The sequence below is a fragment of the Mesorhizobium sp. KR1-2 genome (genome assembly GCF_040045035.1).
Lineage (GTDB): Bacteria > Pseudomonadota > Alphaproteobacteria > Rhizobiales > Rhizobiaceae > Pseudaminobacter.
In genome coordinates, this window is record NZ_JBDZDS010000010.1 from 26090 (window position 1) to 42450 (window position 16361).

General features: G+C 63.7%; 18 protein-coding genes. 7 read left to right on the forward strand and 11 right to left on the reverse strand.

Features of this window, described 5'->3' with window-relative positions; genetic code table 11:
• Positions 1–37: 37 nt before the first annotated feature.
• Entirely contained in the window at positions 38–1222 is a 1185-nt protein-coding gene (locus ABLE85_RS18815) for a glycosyltransferase family 4 protein (RefSeq protein ID WP_348794413.1), read from the reverse strand.
• 110 nt (positions 1223–1332) lie between these two features.
• Complete coding sequence (locus ABLE85_RS18820; protein ID WP_348794245.1) at positions 1333–1896, reverse strand: polysaccharide biosynthesis/export family protein; 564 nt, start codon at positions 1894–1896, stop codon at positions 1333–1335.
• A gap of 250 nt (positions 1897–2146) precedes the next feature.
• On the opposite strand from ABLE85_RS18820, the gene ABLE85_RS18825 reads away from it, so the two are divergent.
• A complete protein-coding gene (locus tag ABLE85_RS18825; protein ID WP_348794246.1) occupies positions 2147–4321 on the forward strand; it encodes an exopolysaccharide transport family protein in 2175 nt (724 codons plus the stop codon).
• A 19-nt stretch (positions 4322–4340) separates the two neighbouring features.
• Here ABLE85_RS18825 and ABLE85_RS18830 read toward each other — a convergent pair whose 3' ends face one another.
• Positions 4341–5540, reverse strand: coding sequence for a GNAT family N-acetyltransferase (locus ABLE85_RS18830; RefSeq protein ID WP_348794247.1), 1200 nt, complete (start codon positions 5538–5540; stop codon positions 4341–4343).
• A gap of 94 nt (positions 5541–5634) precedes the next feature.
• On the opposite strand from ABLE85_RS18830, the gene ABLE85_RS18835 reads away from it, so the two are divergent.
• Positions 5635–6693 (forward strand): polysaccharide deacetylase family protein, encoded by a 1059-nt coding sequence (locus tag ABLE85_RS18835; protein ID WP_348794248.1) that lies wholly within the window; start codon positions 5635–5637, stop codon positions 6691–6693.
• Between the two features lie 12 nt (positions 6694–6705).
• Here ABLE85_RS18835 and ABLE85_RS18840 read toward each other — a convergent pair whose 3' ends face one another.
• Complete coding sequence (locus tag ABLE85_RS18840; RefSeq protein WP_348794249.1) at positions 6706–6927, reverse strand: DUF2842 domain-containing protein; 222 nt, start codon at positions 6925–6927, stop codon at positions 6706–6708.
• A 148-nt stretch (positions 6928–7075) separates the two neighbouring features.
• Between ABLE85_RS18840 and ABLE85_RS18845 the strand changes: the two genes are divergently transcribed.
• Positions 7076–8170 (forward strand): COX15/CtaA family protein, encoded by a 1095-nt coding sequence (locus ABLE85_RS18845; RefSeq protein WP_348794250.1) that lies wholly within the window; start codon positions 7076–7078, stop codon positions 8168–8170.
• A 52-nt stretch (positions 8171–8222) separates the two neighbouring features.
• On the opposite strand, the gene argC is transcribed toward ABLE85_RS18845, so the two are convergent.
• From argC to ABLE85_RS18875, 6 genes are all read right to left on the reverse strand, one after another.
• Positions 8223–9155: an N-acetyl-gamma-glutamyl-phosphate reductase gene (argC, locus tag ABLE85_RS18850; protein WP_348794251.1), complete on the reverse strand. Its 933-nt coding sequence runs from the start codon at positions 9153–9155 to the stop codon at positions 8223–8225.
• Between the two features lie 84 nt (positions 9156–9239).
• Entirely contained in the window at positions 9240–10196 is a 957-nt protein-coding gene (speB, locus tag ABLE85_RS18855; protein WP_348794252.1) for an agmatinase, read from the reverse strand.
• Positions 10197–10449: 253 nt separating this feature from the next.
• Positions 10450–10923: a 30S ribosomal protein S9 gene (gene rpsI, locus ABLE85_RS18860; protein WP_348794253.1), complete on the reverse strand. Its 474-nt coding sequence runs from the start codon at positions 10921–10923 to the stop codon at positions 10450–10452.
• A 2-nt stretch (positions 10924–10925) separates the two neighbouring features.
• A complete protein-coding gene (gene rplM, locus ABLE85_RS18865) occupies positions 10926–11390 on the reverse strand; it encodes a 50S ribosomal protein L13 (RefSeq protein WP_348794254.1) in 465 nt (154 codons plus the stop codon).
• Positions 11391–11604: 214 nt separating this feature from the next.
• A complete protein-coding gene (locus ABLE85_RS18870) occupies positions 11605–12072 on the reverse strand; it encodes a PaaI family thioesterase (RefSeq protein WP_348794255.1) in 468 nt (155 codons plus the stop codon).
• Positions 12039–12320 carry a hypothetical protein gene (locus ABLE85_RS18875; protein ID WP_348794256.1) on the reverse strand — a complete coding sequence of 94 codons (282 nt, stop codon included), beginning with the start codon at positions 12318–12320 and terminating at the stop codon, positions 12039–12041. Before ABLE85_RS18875 ends, ABLE85_RS18870 begins: the two co-directional genes overlap by 34 nt.
• On the opposite strand from ABLE85_RS18875, the gene ABLE85_RS18880 reads away from it, so the two are divergent.
• The 4 genes from ABLE85_RS18880 (at position 12320) to ABLE85_RS18895 (ending at position 15567) form a co-directional block, all read left to right on the forward strand.
• Positions 12320–13138 carry an enoyl-CoA hydratase gene (locus ABLE85_RS18880; RefSeq protein ID WP_348794257.1) on the forward strand — a complete coding sequence of 273 codons (819 nt, stop codon included), beginning with the start codon at positions 12320–12322 and terminating at the stop codon, positions 13136–13138. The genes ABLE85_RS18875 and ABLE85_RS18880 overlap by 1 nt on opposite strands.
• A gap of 44 nt (positions 13139–13182) precedes the next feature.
• Complete coding sequence (locus tag ABLE85_RS18885) at positions 13183–13704, forward strand: CoA-binding protein (RefSeq protein WP_348794258.1); 522 nt, start codon at positions 13183–13185, stop codon at positions 13702–13704.
• 147 nt (positions 13705–13851) lie between these two features.
• The gene (locus tag ABLE85_RS18890) at positions 13852–15135 is read left to right on the forward strand and encodes an O-acetylhomoserine aminocarboxypropyltransferase (protein WP_348794259.1); all 1284 of its coding nucleotides are present in this window, start codon (positions 13852–13854) and stop codon (positions 15133–15135) included.
• An 84-nt stretch (positions 15136–15219) separates the two neighbouring features.
• Positions 15220–15567, forward strand: coding sequence for a cupin domain-containing protein (locus ABLE85_RS18895; protein WP_348794260.1), 348 nt, complete (start codon positions 15220–15222; stop codon positions 15565–15567).
• A gap of 75 nt (positions 15568–15642) precedes the next feature.
• Here ABLE85_RS18895 and catB read toward each other — a convergent pair whose 3' ends face one another.
• Positions 15643–16278, reverse strand: coding sequence for a type B chloramphenicol O-acetyltransferase (gene catB, locus ABLE85_RS18900; RefSeq protein WP_348794261.1), 636 nt, complete (start codon positions 16276–16278; stop codon positions 15643–15645).
• Positions 16279–16361 lie beyond the last annotated feature (83 nt).

The following is a 16361-nucleotide window of genomic DNA, read 5'->3' on the forward strand; positions in this document are numbered from 1 at the left end:
GGTCCGTAACTTGCGTCCGATCATTACCAGTGAGGCGCTAAGAAACCCTTGAGACGAGCGGCTGCTTGGTGTCGTCCTGCGGCGTGGGCGTGGAGCCTCCGAGGGCTGAGAAATAGGCCTTTTCGATTTCCGTGGCCATCACATCGGCTCCGAAGCGGGCCTTCAGGTCGGTGCGGGTCGGCATCAGCGCGCGGTAGGCGCTCGGGTTCGACAAGGCCACGCCCATCCTTTCGGCGAGCTGTGCGGCAACCGGCAGAACGAGCGCTGGTGAGTCTTGACCGAAGATCTCGGGAATGCCGCCGACGGCGGTGGCGATCATCGGCATGTCTGCGCCAAGCGCTTCCAGCACGATGTAGGGCATCGCCTCCGCACGCGAAGGAACGACGATAAGGCGGGCCATGGCAAACGCTTTTCGCGCCGGCATGGGCGGCAAGAATCGCACCCCCTCGGCAAGGCCAAGCCGATTCACCTGCTCGCGGTAGCGGGGCAGGTCCTCGCCATCGCCCACCATCACGGCTGTTACCTTACGTCCGAGGCTAGCCGCGACCTGCGCCAGCGCTTCGATGAACAGGTCCGGCCCCTTCAGGTCGCGCATCATGCCGATATAGAGAAAATGGGCGGCGTCTCCGGCTGGGGCTACCGGTTCGAATTCCCCGGCGCGCAAGCCATTGTAGACCAGGCTGTTGGGCATGTTCGGCTCTCCGACCTTACGCCGGAAAGTGCGCCTTTCGTAATCGGATACGAACAGCAGGTGATCCGTGAAGCGGCCCATCAGCCGCTCCAGGCCGAAGAACACCTTACCTGTGGTCGTTGCCCCGTCATAATGGAGGCTGCCGCCGTGCGGCGAATAGAGGCGGGCTACGCGAGACCTTGATACCCGCAACAGTGAGCCGAACATGCGGGCATAGACGCCACCCTTGGCGCCATGACCGTGCAGTATGTCCGGCTGCAATTCCTTGATGATTCTGTAGGCCCGAAACGCCGCGACGACATCGCCTGGCCCGATATGGCGCTGCATCGGCGTGCGCCAGATGCCGAGCGCCAGCATGTCCTTCATGCCGGCGAACAGCCGCTCCTCGAATTCTCCGCCCGTTGTCGAATCGCAGACGATGCCGACCGCGTGCCCGGCGGCGACCTGTGCCTCGGCAAGGTCGCGCACATGGCGAAAAATCCCCCCGACCGGGGACCGAAAGCAGTGAAGGATGCGCAGCTTGCGGGTCACGGCCGGTGTGTCGCTATCGATGAGGGGCGAGGCGTCGTGCGCCGGGCGATCGAATTCCCGGCTTGCCGCGTGCCGATGATCATTGGCGAAAGCCACCCCATGTTACGGACCTAGAACAGGCGTTCACGCACGTAGACCGTGTCGCCCGGCAGGAGTGGATCAGATGTCACCACCCGGCCGGTCATGACCTTCCCGTTGATGTCGCGCGTGACGTCAACGCCGTCCTGGTTCGCGCGAGGCGTATAGCCACCGGCGATAGCGACCGCTTTCTGCACCGTCAGCCCCGGCACATAGGAATACTGGCCTGCCGAGCCGACCTCGCCCATGACGAAGATCGGCCGGTAACGCTCGACCTCGACCGAGATGTCGGGGTTGCGCAGAAAACCTTGGCGCAGCTTTGCGGCGATTGACGATTCCAACTGCTGGACCGTATTGCCGCGCGCCGGCACAGGGCCGATCAGCGGAAAGGCAATGTAGCCGGCCTGGTCGACGCCGTAGATATTTGTCAGCCCCTCTTGTTCGAACACGGTGACGCGGACGCGATCGCCCGCGCTGAGCTGGTAGGGCTGGTTGAGGGCCTCGTGGAATGCAGGCGGTGCCGGGCGGTAGCTGGTGCAGCCGGCAAGCAGCGCCGAAGCAAGAATTGCGCTAACGATGAGGCGGGGGCTTCGCATGGAGAGCGGATACCTTCGGCATTGCGCCGGATATGCCCCGGCAGATTCGATGCTCAAACTATCGTCTTGTTAAGGTTAATGGCCGGTAAAGCTCACTGCTTGGCGAGTTCGTTGTGGGAACGAAAAAGGTCTGCGCAAGGTGAAGGCGTTTCTTTGAACCGGCAGGAAGAGCGGATCTCGCGGGTATATTAACTGCTGGGTTACCATAGATGTTTACCATGCGACCTGTCCGATAGTGGGAGCAGGATGCATGTCAGGCGATCAATCAACCGCCAGCGATATAGATGTCGATCTCCGGAAGCTGTTTGCTTCGCTGGCGAGGAACTGGCTACGCAATCTGATCGTCGCGCTTGCCGTGACCGGGCTCGCCTTTGTGTTTACCTCGCTGGCGACGCCGCATTACCGGGCCGAAACGCGGCTGCTGATCGAAACCCGCGAATCTGTATTCACGCGCCCGGCGCCCAATGGCGAGGCGGACCGGCCTATCCTGGATGAAGAGGGCGTGGCCAGCCAAGTCGAGGTGATCTCCTCCACCGACATTCTCAAGCAGGTATCGCAGAAGCTCGGCTTGTCGAAGCTGCCGGAATTCGATCCGTCGGCGAACATGTCCATGCTTGCGCGGGTTCTCGTTCTCGCCGGGCTGAAAAGCGACCCGCAGGAGATTCCCGCCGACGAGCGCGTGCTCAAGGCCTTCCGCGAAAAGCTCAACGTCTATCGCGTGGAAAAATCCCGCGTCATCGTCATCGAATTCTCGTCCAAGGACCCGAAGCTCGCGGCCGAAGTGCCGAATGCGCTTGCCGACGCCTATCTGGCGGTCAGCCGCGACGCCAAGCTCGCCTCGAACTCCGATGCCACCGACTGGCTGGCGCCCGAGATCGCCGACCTCGACAAGCGCGTGAAGGATGCCGAGGCCCGCGTCGCTGATTTTCGTGCAAAGTCGGACCTGCTGATCGGCCAGAACAATTCGGTGCTCGCCACGCAGCAGCTGGCCGAGTTGTCCTCGGAGCTGTCGCGCGTGCGCGCCAATCGGGCGGCGTCGGAGGCCGCTGCCGAGAGCGTTCGCAAGGCGCTGGAAAAGGGCGGCTCGCTCGACGCGCTGCCGCAGGTGCTTTCCTCATCGCTGATCCAGCGGCTGCGCGAGCGCCAGGTCCAGCTGAAGGCCGACATCGCCGACCTGTCGACGACCTTGCTGGAGAATCATCCCCGCATCCGCGCACTCAGGTCGCAGCTCTCCGATCTCGATATACAAATCCGCGGCGAAGCGCAGAACGTGCTGAAAAGCATCGCTACCGAGGTTCAGACCGCGCAGTTGCGCGAAGAACAGATCACGGCCGACCTTAATCGTCTGAAGGCCGAATCGGCGCGTGCGGGCGAGCAGGAAGTCGAGTTGCGAGCGCTGGAGCGCGAGGCCGCCGCGCAGCGTCAGCTGCTCGAATCCTACCTGACACGCTACCGTGAGGCCGCCTCGCGCAAGGACCGCAACTACCTGCCTGCCGATGCCCGCGTCTTCTCGCGCGCCGTCGTGCCGTCCGAACCTTATTTCCCCAAGGTGGTGCCCATCGTGGGGGCGGCCTTCGTGGCATCGGCGCTCCTCATGTCTGTAGTTACGCTGCTGCAGGAGCTGTTCTCCGGCCGCGCCATGCGGCCCGCGCCGGGTGCACGTTTCGAGCCGGTCGAGCAGGTGGCGATGCCGCCTTTCCACGAACCTGAGCGGGAGCCGATTGCTGCTTCGGCGCCGGAGCCGGCTGCGCCTGCAGTGCCGGAACCGGTTGCACCTGAGCCGGAGGCTCCCCGCGTGGCCGTGCGTACAGCACTGCCTGTCCGCAAGCTTGGCGAGATCGGCATCGAGCGCGCCGCCGAAAAGCTGATATCGAGCGGCGCCACGCGTGCGATCTTCGTCTCGCCGGAGGGCGACGAGGCCGCGGCCACGGCGGTTCTGGTCGCTCGCGAGATTTCCGATGCGGGCTTGCGCGTCCTCTTGCTCGATCTCACCGCCTCGGGTGCCGCCTCGCGGCCGATGCTGGACGGCGCCCGGCGTCCGGGCATCACCAACCTGCTCACCGCACAGGCGCAGTTCACAGACGTGATCCACGCCGACCATTATTCCGACTGCCACGTCATGCCGGTCGGCACGGCCGATCCGGTCCGGGCGATGCGCGCAGCCGACCGCCTGCCGATCATCCTGGAATCGCTCACCACCGCCTATGATGTGGTGGTCGTCGAATGTGGCCCGATCGGCGCTGATGGCATCCGTCGGCTGGTCGGCGAGAGCACCGAGATCCTGCTCAGTGTGATCGAGCCGGAAGATGAAGTCGTCGCGGCTGCAGAGAACCTGAAGGCCGGCGGTTATCATGGCGTCATCCTGGTCACGCCGGCCGGCTCCGAACTGCCGACGACGCCGGTGCCGGGGCGGAGCGCTGCCTGAAAAGGCTTGCCGACAGCTTTCAGTCCTCGGCAGACTCGCGCTGGCCGGCGGCGCGTTTGCGCAACGCCTTGACGATCTTCCAGACCAGCGGGCTGTTCTTGATGAAGGCCTTGAGGCTGCTCGTGAGGCGCATGGCGGCGGCAAAACCGTGGCCCTTGACGGAAAGCGGCACGAGGGCATCGGCCTGCCGGATTTCGATGTTGCACCACAGCCGCTTGTAGGGCTCATCCCCGACGCTGAAGTCGTAGATTTCGAACCCGTCGTCACAGGCGCTTTCGATGTTTTCGTAGAAGAGGAATTCGCCGGGACTTGCAGCGGCAAGTTCGTCGTCGCTGATGCCGCCGAATTCGCAAATGAGCCGTTTGCCGCAGCGGCTGGTGCCCGTGATGGCGCGCAGCTTGCCGCCTACCTCGAGCCCTTCCAGCGTAAAGCCCTGCGAGCCGTCGCGCAGCGATCCGGCAAACAGCGCATGGAAGAACGCGCGGATCTCGGCCTCGGCAAAGACATTGGTCACGCCGGCCACACGAAAGCGCTGCTCCTTCATCGCCAGGAACGCGTCGAAGAGACGGCGGGTTTCTTCCGGCGTGTCCGCGACGATGCGCCGAAATCCGCCCGCCGCCTCGAATTTTCGCGTCTGCGCCCGGTGCTTCTTGCGCTTGCGTTTGGCGCTCGTTCGCTCGAGCACGGCGTCGAATCCGGCGCGCAGGTCGACGGCAAGCGCGATGTTCGGGCTCGGTACATGCGGAAGGGCCAGGAGCGGGTTTTTGACGCCGTCGAGATCGAGGGCGAGGCGCTGGAGAAGCAGCGCGTCGAGATCAGGCCGTGCCGCCCGGATCGCCGCCACGATCTCGGCGATGCCGGCCGACGACCTGGTGCCACACCAGCCGGGCAGTGCAGGTGCGAAATTGCCGATGGCATGCGTGCCGCCCATGAAACGGGCGACACGGAACGGGCCGACCCGGGTGATTTCCAGCGCGAGTGCGAAAACGGTACGGCCGTCCTCGGCGGCCTTGACGATCAATCCGTCCGGCCGAGCCTCGGAGACCCAGCTCTCCACCCAGAGTGCGCTCTGCGCCGGCGCGAACAAGCCGTCAGCGCAGGCCTGCGCATAGGCCGCGAGCGCCGCCGGCGTCGCGGCGGAGACTCGAACCTCCAGCGCGCCCGCCGGCATGGCCGCGCCGTCGACGGCGTTTCCAAATGATGCAGCGGCGTCAACCATACCTCAATCCTTCGTGGCTATTGCTGGCCACAAGGGTTCCGTCGGCCGCAAGGCCCAGCATTTCGCAAAGAGTGTAGGGGCCAAAGGTGAATCAATGATCGACAGTGTCGATACGCTGCGCAGGCTGGTGCTGAACGGGCTCGGTCATTCGGGCGTGTCGCGGCTGGCCCGCCCGTTGGTCGGTGGCGTCGGCGCGATCCTGATGCTGCACCGCGTTAGCGCCCATCCGCGCAAGCCCCACGGCGTCAACCGGCATCTCAACATCGCGCCGGCCTTCCTGGATGCGCTGATCGCCGACATGAAGGCCGACGGCTACGAATTCGTCACGCTCGACGAGGCGTTGAAGCGTTTGGCTCAGGGCAGGGGCGCCCGGCGCTTCGCCACCATCACCGCCGACGACGCCTATCGCGACAATCTCACCGAGGCGCTGCCCGTGCTGGAGAAGCACGGCGCTCCCATCACCATCTATGTCGCGCCGGGCCTGATCGACGGCGCGGTGGATCTGTGGTGGGAGGTGCTCGAAGACATCGTCAATGCCGCTGACACGCTGGCGGTGAACACCGCGAACGGGCCGCTGATGCTCGACTGCTCGACGCCGGAAGGGCGCCTCGCGTCCAATGCGCGGCTGCAGCGCCATCTCACCGTCGAGGTCGGCGAACAGGAGCAGCGCGCCGTGCTCCACGAACTGGCCTGCGCCGCGGGCGTCGACCCGCAGGCGCCGAGCCGCGAGACGCTGATGAACTGGGACGAGATCGCGGAGGCAGTCGCGCACCCGCTCGTGACGATCGGCGCGCATACGATCCACCACTACAGCCTTAAGCGACTGGACGAGGAAAAGGCACGCCGCGAGATCGTCGAGGCCGGAAACGTCCTGGAGGCAAGGCTCGGCACACGGCCGCGACACATGGCCTATCCTTACGGCTATGCGAGCGCGGTTGGTGCGCGTGAGGTCGATCTGGCCAAGGAGGCGGGTTACGCATCCGCCGTCACCACGCGCCACGGCGTCCTGCAGCCCGACCACGCTAAGCATCTCCACGCCCTGCCGCGCATCTCGGTCAACGGGCGTTATCAGGAACTTGGGTTCCTGCGCACCATGCTGTCGGGCATCACCACGCCGCTCGCCAATCGCGGCAGGATGCTGGTGACCGTATAGGTTGAGGGCGCGCTAGCGGCCGTCCTTCGGCTTGCGCTCGATGATCAGCCACTTGATGATGCCCATGGCGGGCAGGATCCACAGCAGGCCGGTCAGCAGGAAGAACAGGAAGTGGACGAGCGCGCTAGACTCGCCAAGCCGCGCCACCGCAACCGTCGTCGCGATCAGCGAGTAGACGATCACCAGCAGGATGAGCAGAATCGTTCCGATGAGCTTCTTGAGGCGGATGGGCATGGCTTTTCCTTCGCCGCCGTCCTAGGACGTCTTGGTGCCGCGCGCAAGCCGAAGAGCGACGCGACGGCGTGTCGCGCGCGCGACTGCCTTGTAACCGCCGCCTCGATGGTCCACCAATCGCCACGGTTCGAACTGCCGGGAATATGCCATGTCCGCAACGATCAACACCACCGCACCGCTCGCCATGCGCGATAAGGAGCTGAGCGACCGTAAGCTCGTTCGCGGCTGGCTCTATGCCGTGCTCGTGGTGCTGTTTGCGCTGGTCATGGTGGGCGGCGCCACGCGCATGACCGGCTCCGGCCTGTCCATCACCGAATGGAAGCCGATCCATGGCGTGATCCCGCCGCTCAACCAGGCCGAATGGCAGGAGGAGTTCGAAAAGTACCAGCAGATCCCGCAATACGAGCAGATCAACAAGGACATGACGCTCGACGAGTTCAAGGGCATCTTCTGGTGGGAGTGGGTGCACCGGCTGCTGGCGCGGGGCGTCGGCTTCCTCGTCGCCGTTCCGCTGGTGCTGTTCTGGCTGTCGGGCCGGCTCGAGCGCGGGTTGAAGCCGCGTCTGGTCGGGCTGCTGGCGCTGGGCGGGTTGCAGGGTGCGATCGGCTGGTGGATGGTCGCTTCCGGCCTTAGCGAGCGGGTATCCGTCAGCCAGTACCGTCTGGCGATCCATCTGACCTTCGCCTGCATCATTGTCATTGCCGTGACCGCTATTGCGCGGGGGCTCGCGACCTACACGGAGGCGGCCGCAAGCCGCGCGGTCCAGCGCTTCGCCGGGATCATGGTGCTCATGGTGCTGGTGCAGATCTATCTCGGCGCACTAGTTGCCGGTCTGCATGCCGGTCTCACCTACAACACCTGGCCGCTGATGGACGGCGCCGTAGTCCCGGGCGATCTTTTCGTCATCGAACCGGCCTGGCGAAACCTGTTCGAAAATCCCAAGACCGTGCAGTTCATCCACCGCATGTTCGCCTACACGGTGCTGGTGCTGGCGATCTGGCACGCGCTGGCAACCAGCCGGGCCGCGCCGGGCACCACGCATGCGCGCCGCGCCTGGGTTCTGGTCGGTCTGGTTCTGGTGCAGGCTACGATTGGCGTGGCGACTCTGCTGACGCAGGCGAATATGCATTGGGCGCTGCTGCACCAGGGGTTCGCCCTGGTGGTGCTGATCTTCGCGACCGCCCATTGGCGCGGCACCAAGGGTGCCTATCCGCTGCCGACCGACGTGGTCGTCCGCAGCTGAGAAGGGAAGAAATTGCCGGCCTTCCGACTGAGTGGAAAGGCCGGCGCATCGGTCACTGATTGAGGCCGAGCATCAGGTCGAGATTCTGCACCGCAGCGCCCGAAGCGCCCTTGCCGAGATTGTCGTAGACGGCAATCAGCAATGCCTGCCCGCGAGCATCGTTGGCACTGACATAGAGCTTCATCTTGTTGGTGCCGTTGAAAATCTCGGGCTGGATATCGGCGTTGCGCTCGAAGTCAATCAACGGCGCAACCTCGACCACGCCGCCCTTCAGGCCGGCATAATGGTCTGCGATTGCCGCATGCAGTTCCGCGCCGGTCGGTACCTTCGGGAGCATGCCGAGCTGCAGCGGCACCACGGTGATCATGCCCTGCGCGAAGTTGCCTACTGCCGGCTGCATGATCGGATCGTGCGAAAGCTTGGCGTAGGCGCGCAACTCGGGGATGTGCTTGTGCTTGAGCATCAGGCCGTAGGGCAGGAATTCAGGTGAATCCTCGCCCTGCGCTTCATAGTCTTCGATCATCTGCCTGCCGCCGCCGGAATAGCCGGAGATGCCGTTGATGGTGATGGGGAAGTCCGCCGGCAGCAGACCGGCGGTCACCAGCGGGCGCAGGCCGGCGATCGGGCCCTGTGGCCAGCAGCCGGGATTGGCCACGCGCTTGGAGGTGGCAATCGCCTGCATCTGCGCCTTGTCCATCTCCGGAAAGCCGTAGGTCCAGCCCTCGGCCACGCGATGCGCGGTCGAGGCGTCGATCACCCGCGTGGTGTCGTTTTCGATCAGCGACACGCTTTCGCGCGCCGCGTCGTCCGGCAGGCAGAGGATCGCGACGTCGGCCTTGTTCAGGAATTCGGCGCGCGCGGCCGTTTCCTTGCGTCGTTCGGCAGGCACCGAAATGACTTCCAGGTCGTCGCGACCCGCAAGCAGCGCCCTGATCTGCAGGCCCGTCGTGCCGTGTTCGCCGTCGATGAAGATTTTCGGTTTCATGTCCTGTCGTCCGTAAGAAAGCATTTTGTCTCAGAGGCTTGGGCCCGAAACCGGACCCAAGCCCTGAAGCTTTGACCGGCTGCCTCAGGCGCTTTCGCGCACCTTCCGCTCTGCCAGGAGGCCAAGATAGTGCATCGCCACCGTCGCACCCGCGATTGCGGTTATATCGGCGTGATCATAGGCCGGCGCAACCTCTACGACATCGGCGCCGACAATGTCGATCTGCGTCATCTGGCGCAGCACGGACAAAATCTTGGCCGAGGTGGGGCCGCCAGCCACTGGCGTGCCGGTTCCCGGCGCGTAAGCCGGGTCGAGGCAGTCGATATCGAAGGTCACATAGGTCTTTTTGCCGCCGGTGCGCTCGGCAATCGCATAGGCGATGTCGGAGGCGCGCATCTCTTCGACCTCGTGGCCGTACAGGATCTTGATACCGAACGTGTCGGGCGCATGGGTGCGGATGCCGATCTGGATCGAGCGGTCGGGGTCGATGACTCCCTCACGCACGGCACGCGCCACGAAGGAGCCGTGGTCGATGCGCTTGCCGTCGTCATCCCAGGTGTCCTGATGGGCGTCGAACTGCACCATCGCCAGCGGGCCGTGGATGGCGGCATGGGCCTTGAGCACCGGCCAGGTGACAAAATGGTCGCCCCCGAGCGACAGCAGGAAGGCGCCGGATTTCAGGATCTTGGCGGCCTCGCGCTCGATGGTGGCGGGCGTCTTCTGATGGTTGCCGCTGTCGAGCAGGCAGTCGCCATAATCGACCACGCCGAGATTGTCGAACAGGTCGAGATTGAACGGATATTGCGGGTCGCAGTCGAAGATCGCCGAGGCGCGGCGGATGGCTTGCGGACCGAAGCGCGCGCCTGGCCGGTTGGTGACGGCGGCATCGAACGGAATGCCCCAGACGACCACATCGGCTCCCTTGACGTTCTTGGTGTAGCGCCGGCGCATGAAAGAAAGCGCACCGGCATAGGTCGGGTCGGCCGAGCGGCCGGTGTTCTTGTTGGCCGTGAAAGCATGGTCAATGGAATTTGCAGGCATCACGATTTCCTAAACTTGTCTGGTGGCGTGCCGAACGGAAACCGCGCGGCATTGGTCGAGAAATGGTTTCGTCGCGGCTCTATATCATCCCCGAGCGAAAAAAGGACCACCGCGCAGACTGCATGTTCCGGCACAGCCGGCAAGTGCTTATCCCGCCCCGGTGCGGCCTCCGCAAGCCATAAAAAAAGCCGCCCGAAGGCGGCTTTTTCGACAGGCACATGCCGCGAGGCAGCGCCCGAATGTTTCGAGCCGCTTAGCGCTTCGAGAACTGGAAGCTACGGCGGGCCTTGGCCTTACCGTACTTCTTACGCTCGACGGTACGGCTGTCGCGGGTCAGGAAGCCGCCCTTCTTGAGCACGCCGCGCAGGCCCGGCTCGTAGTAGGTCAGAGCCTTGGAGATGCCGTGACGGACCGCACCGGCCTGGCCGGAGAGACCGCCGCCGACAACGGTAGCGATGATGTCGAACTGGCCTTCGCGGTTGGTCGCGATGATCGGCTGCTTCAGGATCATCTGAAGAACCGGGCGGGCGAAGTAGGCCGCGAATTCCTTGTCGTTGACGATGATCTTGCCGGAGCCGGGCTTGACCCAGACGCGCGCGATGGCGTCCTTGCGCTTGCCGGTGGCATAGGCGCGGCCCTGCTTGTCCAGCTTCTGGACGTGGACCGGAGCGGCCGGCTGTGCGGCGGCAACGGTGCCGAGATCTGCGAGCGAGTTGAGCTCAGCCATGATTACGAAGCCTTCTTGTTCTTGACGTTCAGCGCGCCGACGTCGAGGACCTCGGGCTGCTGGGCGACATGCGGGTGTTCAGAGCCGGCGTAAACGCGCAGGTTCTTCATCTGGCGACGGCCGAGCGGGCCACGCGGGATCATGCGTTCCACGGCCTTCTCAAGCAGACGCTCGGGGAAACGGCCTTCGATCAGCTGGCGAGCGGTGCGCTCCTTGATGCCGCCGGGGTGGCCGGTGTGCCAGTAGTACATCTTGTCGGTGTACTTCTTGCCGGTCAGCACGACCTTCTCGGCGTTGATGATGATGACGTTGTCACCGTCGTCGACGTGAGGCGTGAAGGTGGGCTTGTGCTTGCCGCGCAGGCGATTGGCGACGATGGAGGCGAGACGGCCGACGACGAGACCTTCGGCGTCGATCAGCACCCACTTCTTCACCACGTCCGCAGGCTTCTGCGAAAAGGTTTTCATGGATCTAACTTTCGTTCGGGACCTTCCGGAGAAGGCGTTTCTTGTTGCTTGGTTTGTCGGAAGGCCGGGGCCAACCGTCAAATACAAGAACCGCAGCCGGGAAGGCCGCTGGTTCGGTGGGGCTTATAGGCGGAGAGCGCCATATGCGTCAAGTGGAGGAGAGCTGCGTCATTTCCAATAAATGGTATGAAAACAACGGCTTGCGAAAATGGTATTATTTTACCTCATGCGCATGATGCCGTTTCGGCGGAATCGAATAGGTTCCCGTGGCGTGCGCCACGGTGTGCTGGTCCGGCCCGGCCACGATGTCGATATCGAACACCATCAGGCTCTTTCCCATTTTCAGGATGCGGCAATGCCCGAGAACCGGCCCGGCCTCGGCCTTGCGCACGAAATTGATGTTGAGGTTGATGGTGACCGATAGCGCGTCCGCGCCGGCGTGGGAGAGCACGCAGACATAGCCGCCGATGTCGGCCAACGTGAACAGCGAAGGCCCAGATACCGTACCGCCCGGGCGCAGGTGCCGCTCGTCGGCGTTCAGCCGCACCGTGCAGCCGCCGGGAAACACGTCTACGGCTTCGTAGGCGGCGTATTCTCCGTTGAGCTGAGGATAGACGGAACGCAGCAGGGCGTTGACTTCGGCGGCGGTCATGTGCGGAAGAAGGTTGCTTTGGGTCGGCATGGCTTGGTCTTGTCGGCCTCATCGATCGAAGCCGCAGCTTTCGCGGCCTTACGGTCCGTGCGCACGTAAACTTGTGCGAAATCGCGGCCATAAGAGCCTTTTGCCCGCTGTTCTTCAACCCGCGACATGGTAGTTCTTTGGTAAAGCTTGAATGCGTGGCCCTCCGAAGCGACCATGCGCGGAATCTGGGTGTCAGGGTGCTTGCGTGCGGGCAGGCTATGGCGCCACACAATGCCGGAGAAAGACATTGGCCGAAATCGTCGCCATGAAAGCAGCCCCCGAAGGGCCGGTAACATCAATCGCCAAAGACGGCGTGCTGCGCCTGACCCTGTCCAACCCGCCGGCGAATGCCTTGTCGCTGGCTGTCATGGCGGAGCTTCAGGCCGAGTTCGACCGCGCCCGCGATGACAAGGCGGTGCGGGTGATCGTGCTTGCAGCGGAAGGCAAGGTCTTTTGTGCCGGCCATGACCTTAAGGAAATGACCGCGCATCGCGCCGATGCCGACCGGGGCAGGGCGTTTTTCGAGCAGACGATGGCCGCCTGCTCGCAGCTCATGCAGACCATCGTGCGTCATCCCAAGCCGGTGATCGCCGAGGTGGCCGGCCTGGCAACGGCCGCCGGCTGCCAGTTGGTGGCAAGCTGCGATCTGGCCATTGCCTCGAGCGAGGCCACCTTCTGCACGCCGGGCGTCAATATCGGCCTGTTCTGCTCCACGCCGATGGTCGCGCTGTCGCGCAACGTGTCGCGCAAGCAGGCGATGGAAATGCTGCTGACTGGCGAGACGATCGACGCCACGACCGCGCGTGAATTCGGCCTGGTCAATCGCGTCGTGCCGCCCGAATACCTGAACCAGATCGTGAGCAAATACGCTCAAGCCATTGCATCGAAATCGCCTCTGACGCTGAAGATTGGCAAGGAAGCCTTCTATGAGCAGGCCGAGATGGGGCTGCCGGAGGCCTATGAATACGCCTCGCGCGTGATGGTGGAAAACATGCTGGCGCGCGATGCGGAGGAGGGCATCGGCGCCTTCATCGAGAAGCGCAAGCCGGAGTGGACGGGGGAGTAGACTCCCGCGATTTGCCCTCGCCCGTTCTGAAAGCGCATGAAGACATGAACCACGACGCCTACGACAATTCCTACATCGCTGACATCCTGAACTCGGTGAAGACCATCGCGGTGGTCGGCGCCTCGGCAAACGAGGTTCGGCCAAGCTATTTCGTGATGAAATATCTGCTCTCCAAGGGCTACTCCGTCATCCCGGTCAATCCGGGGCAGGCGGGCAAGGAGATTCTTGGACAGATGACCTACGCGAAGCTCGTCGACATTCCGGTGCCGATCGACATGGTGGACATTTTTCGCGCCTCCGAGGCGGTGCCTGCCATCGTGGACGAGGTGTTGGCGCTGCAGCCTTTGCCCAAGGTCATCTGGACGCAGCTCACCGTCCGCCACGATGAAGCGGCCGCTCGGGCGGAAGCCGCCGGCATCAAGGTCGTGATGAACCGCTGCCCGAAGATTGAATATGCGCGGCTGGCCGGCGAAATCGGCTGGAACGGCGTCAATTCAGGCGTGGTTTCGGCCAGAAAGCCGGTGATGCGCGCGGGCTTCCAGAGTTTCGGCGTTCGACAACGCTAGTTTTTGCAAAATTATTCCGGTGCGCGTGGGTTTTTGCGGCGCAACGGCTCAAATGACGGCCCGGCGAGGCATTTTGTTCTTTGCATTCCCGACGGCGCTCCGTCATGAATAGCAACGAGTTTCAGTAGCCCTTTTCGGAGAAAAAAGATGTCCCAACGCACCCCCGGCTTCAACACGCTCGCCGTGCATGCCGGCGCCAAGCCGGATCCGGCTACGGGCGCGCGCGCCACGCCGATCTACCAGACGACGGCCTATGTGTTCGACGATGTCGACCACGCCGCCTCGCTGTTCGGCCTCAAGGCCTTCGGCAACATCTACACGCGAATCATGAACCCGACCCAGGCGGTGCTGGAAGAGCGCGTGGCCGCGCTCGAGGGCGGCACGGCGGCGGTGGCGACGGCTTCCGGCCATGCCGCGCAACTGCTGGTGTTCCACACCATCATGCAGCCGGGCGAAAATTTTGTTGCCGCCCGGAAGCTCTATGGCGGCTCGATCAACCAGTTCGGCCATGCCTTCAAGAATTTCGGCTGGGAAGTGCGCTGGGCCGATGTCGATGACGTCTCGACCTTCGAGAGCCAGATTGACGACAAGACCCGCGCCATCTTCATCGAGAGCCTTGCCAATCCCGCAGGCGTATTCGTCGACATCGAGGCGATCGGCAACATCGCGCGCAAGCACGGGCTGCCGCTGATCGTCGACAACACCATGGCCACGCCCTACCTGCTGCGCCCGATCGAGCACGGCGCGGACATCGTGGTCCACTCGCTGACCAAGTTCATCGGCGGTCACGGCAACTCCATGGGCGGCATCATCGTCGACGGCGGCACCTTCGACTGGTCGAAGTCGGGCAACTACCCGATGCTGTCGCAGCCGCGCCCGGAATATGGCGGCCTCGTCCTGCACGAAACCTTCGGCAACTTCGCCTTCGCCATCGCCACGCGCGTGCTCGGCCTGCGCGACTTCGGCCCGGCGATCTCGCCGTTCAATGCCTTCCTGATCCAGACGGGCCTGGAAACACTGCCGCTGCGCATGCAGCGCCACTGCGACAACGCGCTGAAGGTGGCCGAGTGGCTGTCCAAGAACGACAAGGTCGCCTGGGTGTCCTATCCGGGCCTGCCGGGTGACAAGAATAATGCGCTGCAGCAGAAGTATTCGCCCAAGGGCGCCGGTGCCGTCTTCACCTTCGGCCTGAAGGGCGGCTACGAGTCCGGCGTCAAGCTGGTCGAATCGCTGGAGTTGTTCTCGCACCTGGCCAATATCGGTGACACCAAGTCGCTGGTCATCCATCCGGCCTCGACCACGCACCGCCAGCTTTCTGACGAGCAGAAGATCGCCGCGGGCGCCGGTCCGGACGTGGTGCGCCTGTCGGTCGGCATCGAGGATGTCGCCGACATCATCGCCGATCTGGAGCAGGCTCTGGCCAAGGCCTGAGGCTGAACGCCGGAATATGAATCTGCGCCTCCGTCCGGCACACCGCCGGCCGGAGGCCGTTTTGTCCTTCGGAGGGAGAATAGCGTGACGGAAAAATTCCTGACCGTCGATATTGAAGGCATCGAGCCGGAGCAGGGCGTCCCCGCTGAGGGGCGGCTGATTTCGGGCAACCCGCAGTTCCGCACCTGGAACATCGAGGAGGCCGAAGGCGGCCTCTATGCCGGCGTCTGGGAGTCGACGCCCGGAAAATGGCGCATCGAATATGACGAGTGGGAGTTCTGCCACATCCTCGCGGGCGTCTCGGTCATCACCGAGGATGGCGGCGAGGCCCGCACGGTGAAGGCCGGCGACCGTTTTGTCATCCGCCCCGGCTTCAAGGGAAGCTGGGAAGTGATCGAAACCACGCGCAAGGACTATGTGATCCGGCTCTGACCGGTATTTCCTGCTGAACCAGACAGCGTCGAGTGCCTTCAAGTGCCCGGCGCTTTGTTTCCTGCCGCGGGAAATTTATCCGGCGTTCGTTGCCTGCCTGTGGGAATAGAGCCCGGCAATATCACCGCTGCAGAGCAAGGGCATTGCCTCCTTGATCTGCTCGATCGGCCAGTCCCACCACGCCATTTCCAAAAGCATGGCAATCTGCTCGTCGGAGAACCGCTTGCGGATCGGCTTGGCGGGGTTGCCGCCGACAATGGTGTAGGGCTCGACATCCTTGGTCACCAGCGCGCGGCTGCCGATCATAGCGCCGTGCCCGATGCGGACGCCCGGCATGATCATTGCCTCTGCGCCGATCCAGACATCGTTGCCGACGACCGTGTCACCCGCAGGCTGGTAGGCGTTGATTGCGCCGGCGAATGCCGGTTCCTCCGACATGAAGAAGAACGGGAAGGTCGAGATCCAGTCGTTGCGATGGCCCTGGTTGCCGGCCATCATAAAGGCGGCGCCAGTGCCGATGGAGCAGAAACTGCCGATGATCAGTTTGTCGACGTCGTCGCGGTCCGGCATCAGGTACCGGGCGCAGTCATCGAAGGAATGGCCGTGATAATAGCCCGAATAGTAGCTGTAGCGGCCGACGATGATGTTCGGGTTCGTCACCTGCTCGGAAAGCAGCTTTCCCCGAAAGGGGCTGTCAAAATAGTTGGTCATGTGAATTGCCTGTCCGTACTGGCGGACGCCGCCTTGGCGGCGCCGCTGAGGAAATTGTCCACGGACGATCGGCGTTAGGCGTA

What these genes read in the sequence shown, in the direction of transcription:
- ABLE85_RS18820 (WP_348794245.1), bottom strand. Translation starts at nt 1,896, where the DNA reads ATGCGAAGCCCCCGCCTCATCGTTAGCGCAATTCTTGCTTCGGCGCTG.
- ABLE85_RS18825 (WP_348794246.1), top strand. Translation starts at nt 2,147, where the DNA reads ATGTCAGGCGATCAATCAACCGCCAGCGATATAGATGTCGATCTCCGG.
- ABLE85_RS18830 (WP_348794247.1), bottom strand. Translation starts at nt 5,540, where the DNA reads ATGGTTGACGCCGCTGCATCATTTGGAAACGCCGTCGACGGCGCGGCC.
- ABLE85_RS18835 (WP_348794248.1), top strand. Translation starts at nt 5,635, where the DNA reads ATGATCGACAGTGTCGATACGCTGCGCAGGCTGGTGCTGAACGGGCTC.
- ABLE85_RS18840 (WP_348794249.1), bottom strand. Translation starts at nt 6,927, where the DNA reads ATGCCCATCCGCCTCAAGAAGCTCATCGGAACGATTCTGCTCATCCTG.
- ABLE85_RS18845 (WP_348794250.1), top strand. Translation starts at nt 7,076, where the DNA reads ATGTCCGCAACGATCAACACCACCGCACCGCTCGCCATGCGCGATAAG.
- argC (WP_348794251.1), bottom strand. Translation starts at nt 9,155, where the DNA reads ATGAAACCGAAAATCTTCATCGACGGCGAACACGGCACGACGGGCCTG.
- speB (WP_348794252.1), bottom strand. Translation starts at nt 10,196, where the DNA reads ATGCCTGCAAATTCCATTGACCATGCTTTCACGGCCAACAAGAACACC.
- rpsI (WP_348794253.1), bottom strand. Translation starts at nt 10,923, where the DNA reads ATGGCTGAGCTCAACTCGCTCGCAGATCTCGGCACCGTTGCCGCCGCA.
- rplM (WP_348794254.1), bottom strand. Translation starts at nt 11,390, where the DNA reads ATGAAAACCTTTTCGCAGAAGCCTGCGGACGTGGTGAAGAAGTGGGTG.
- ABLE85_RS18870 (WP_348794255.1), bottom strand. Translation starts at nt 12,072, where the DNA reads ATGCCGACCCAAAGCAACCTTCTTCCGCACATGACCGCCGCCGAAGTC.
- ABLE85_RS18875 (WP_348794256.1), bottom strand. Translation starts at nt 12,320, where the DNA reads ATGTCTTTCTCCGGCATTGTGTGGCGCCATAGCCTGCCCGCACGCAAG.
- ABLE85_RS18885 (WP_348794258.1), top strand. Translation starts at nt 13,183, where the DNA reads ATGAACCACGACGCCTACGACAATTCCTACATCGCTGACATCCTGAAC.
- ABLE85_RS18890 (WP_348794259.1), top strand. Translation starts at nt 13,852, where the DNA reads ATGTCCCAACGCACCCCCGGCTTCAACACGCTCGCCGTGCATGCCGGC.
- catB (WP_348794261.1), bottom strand. Translation starts at nt 16,278, where the DNA reads ATGACCAACTATTTTGACAGCCCCTTTCGGGGAAAGCTGCTTTCCGAG.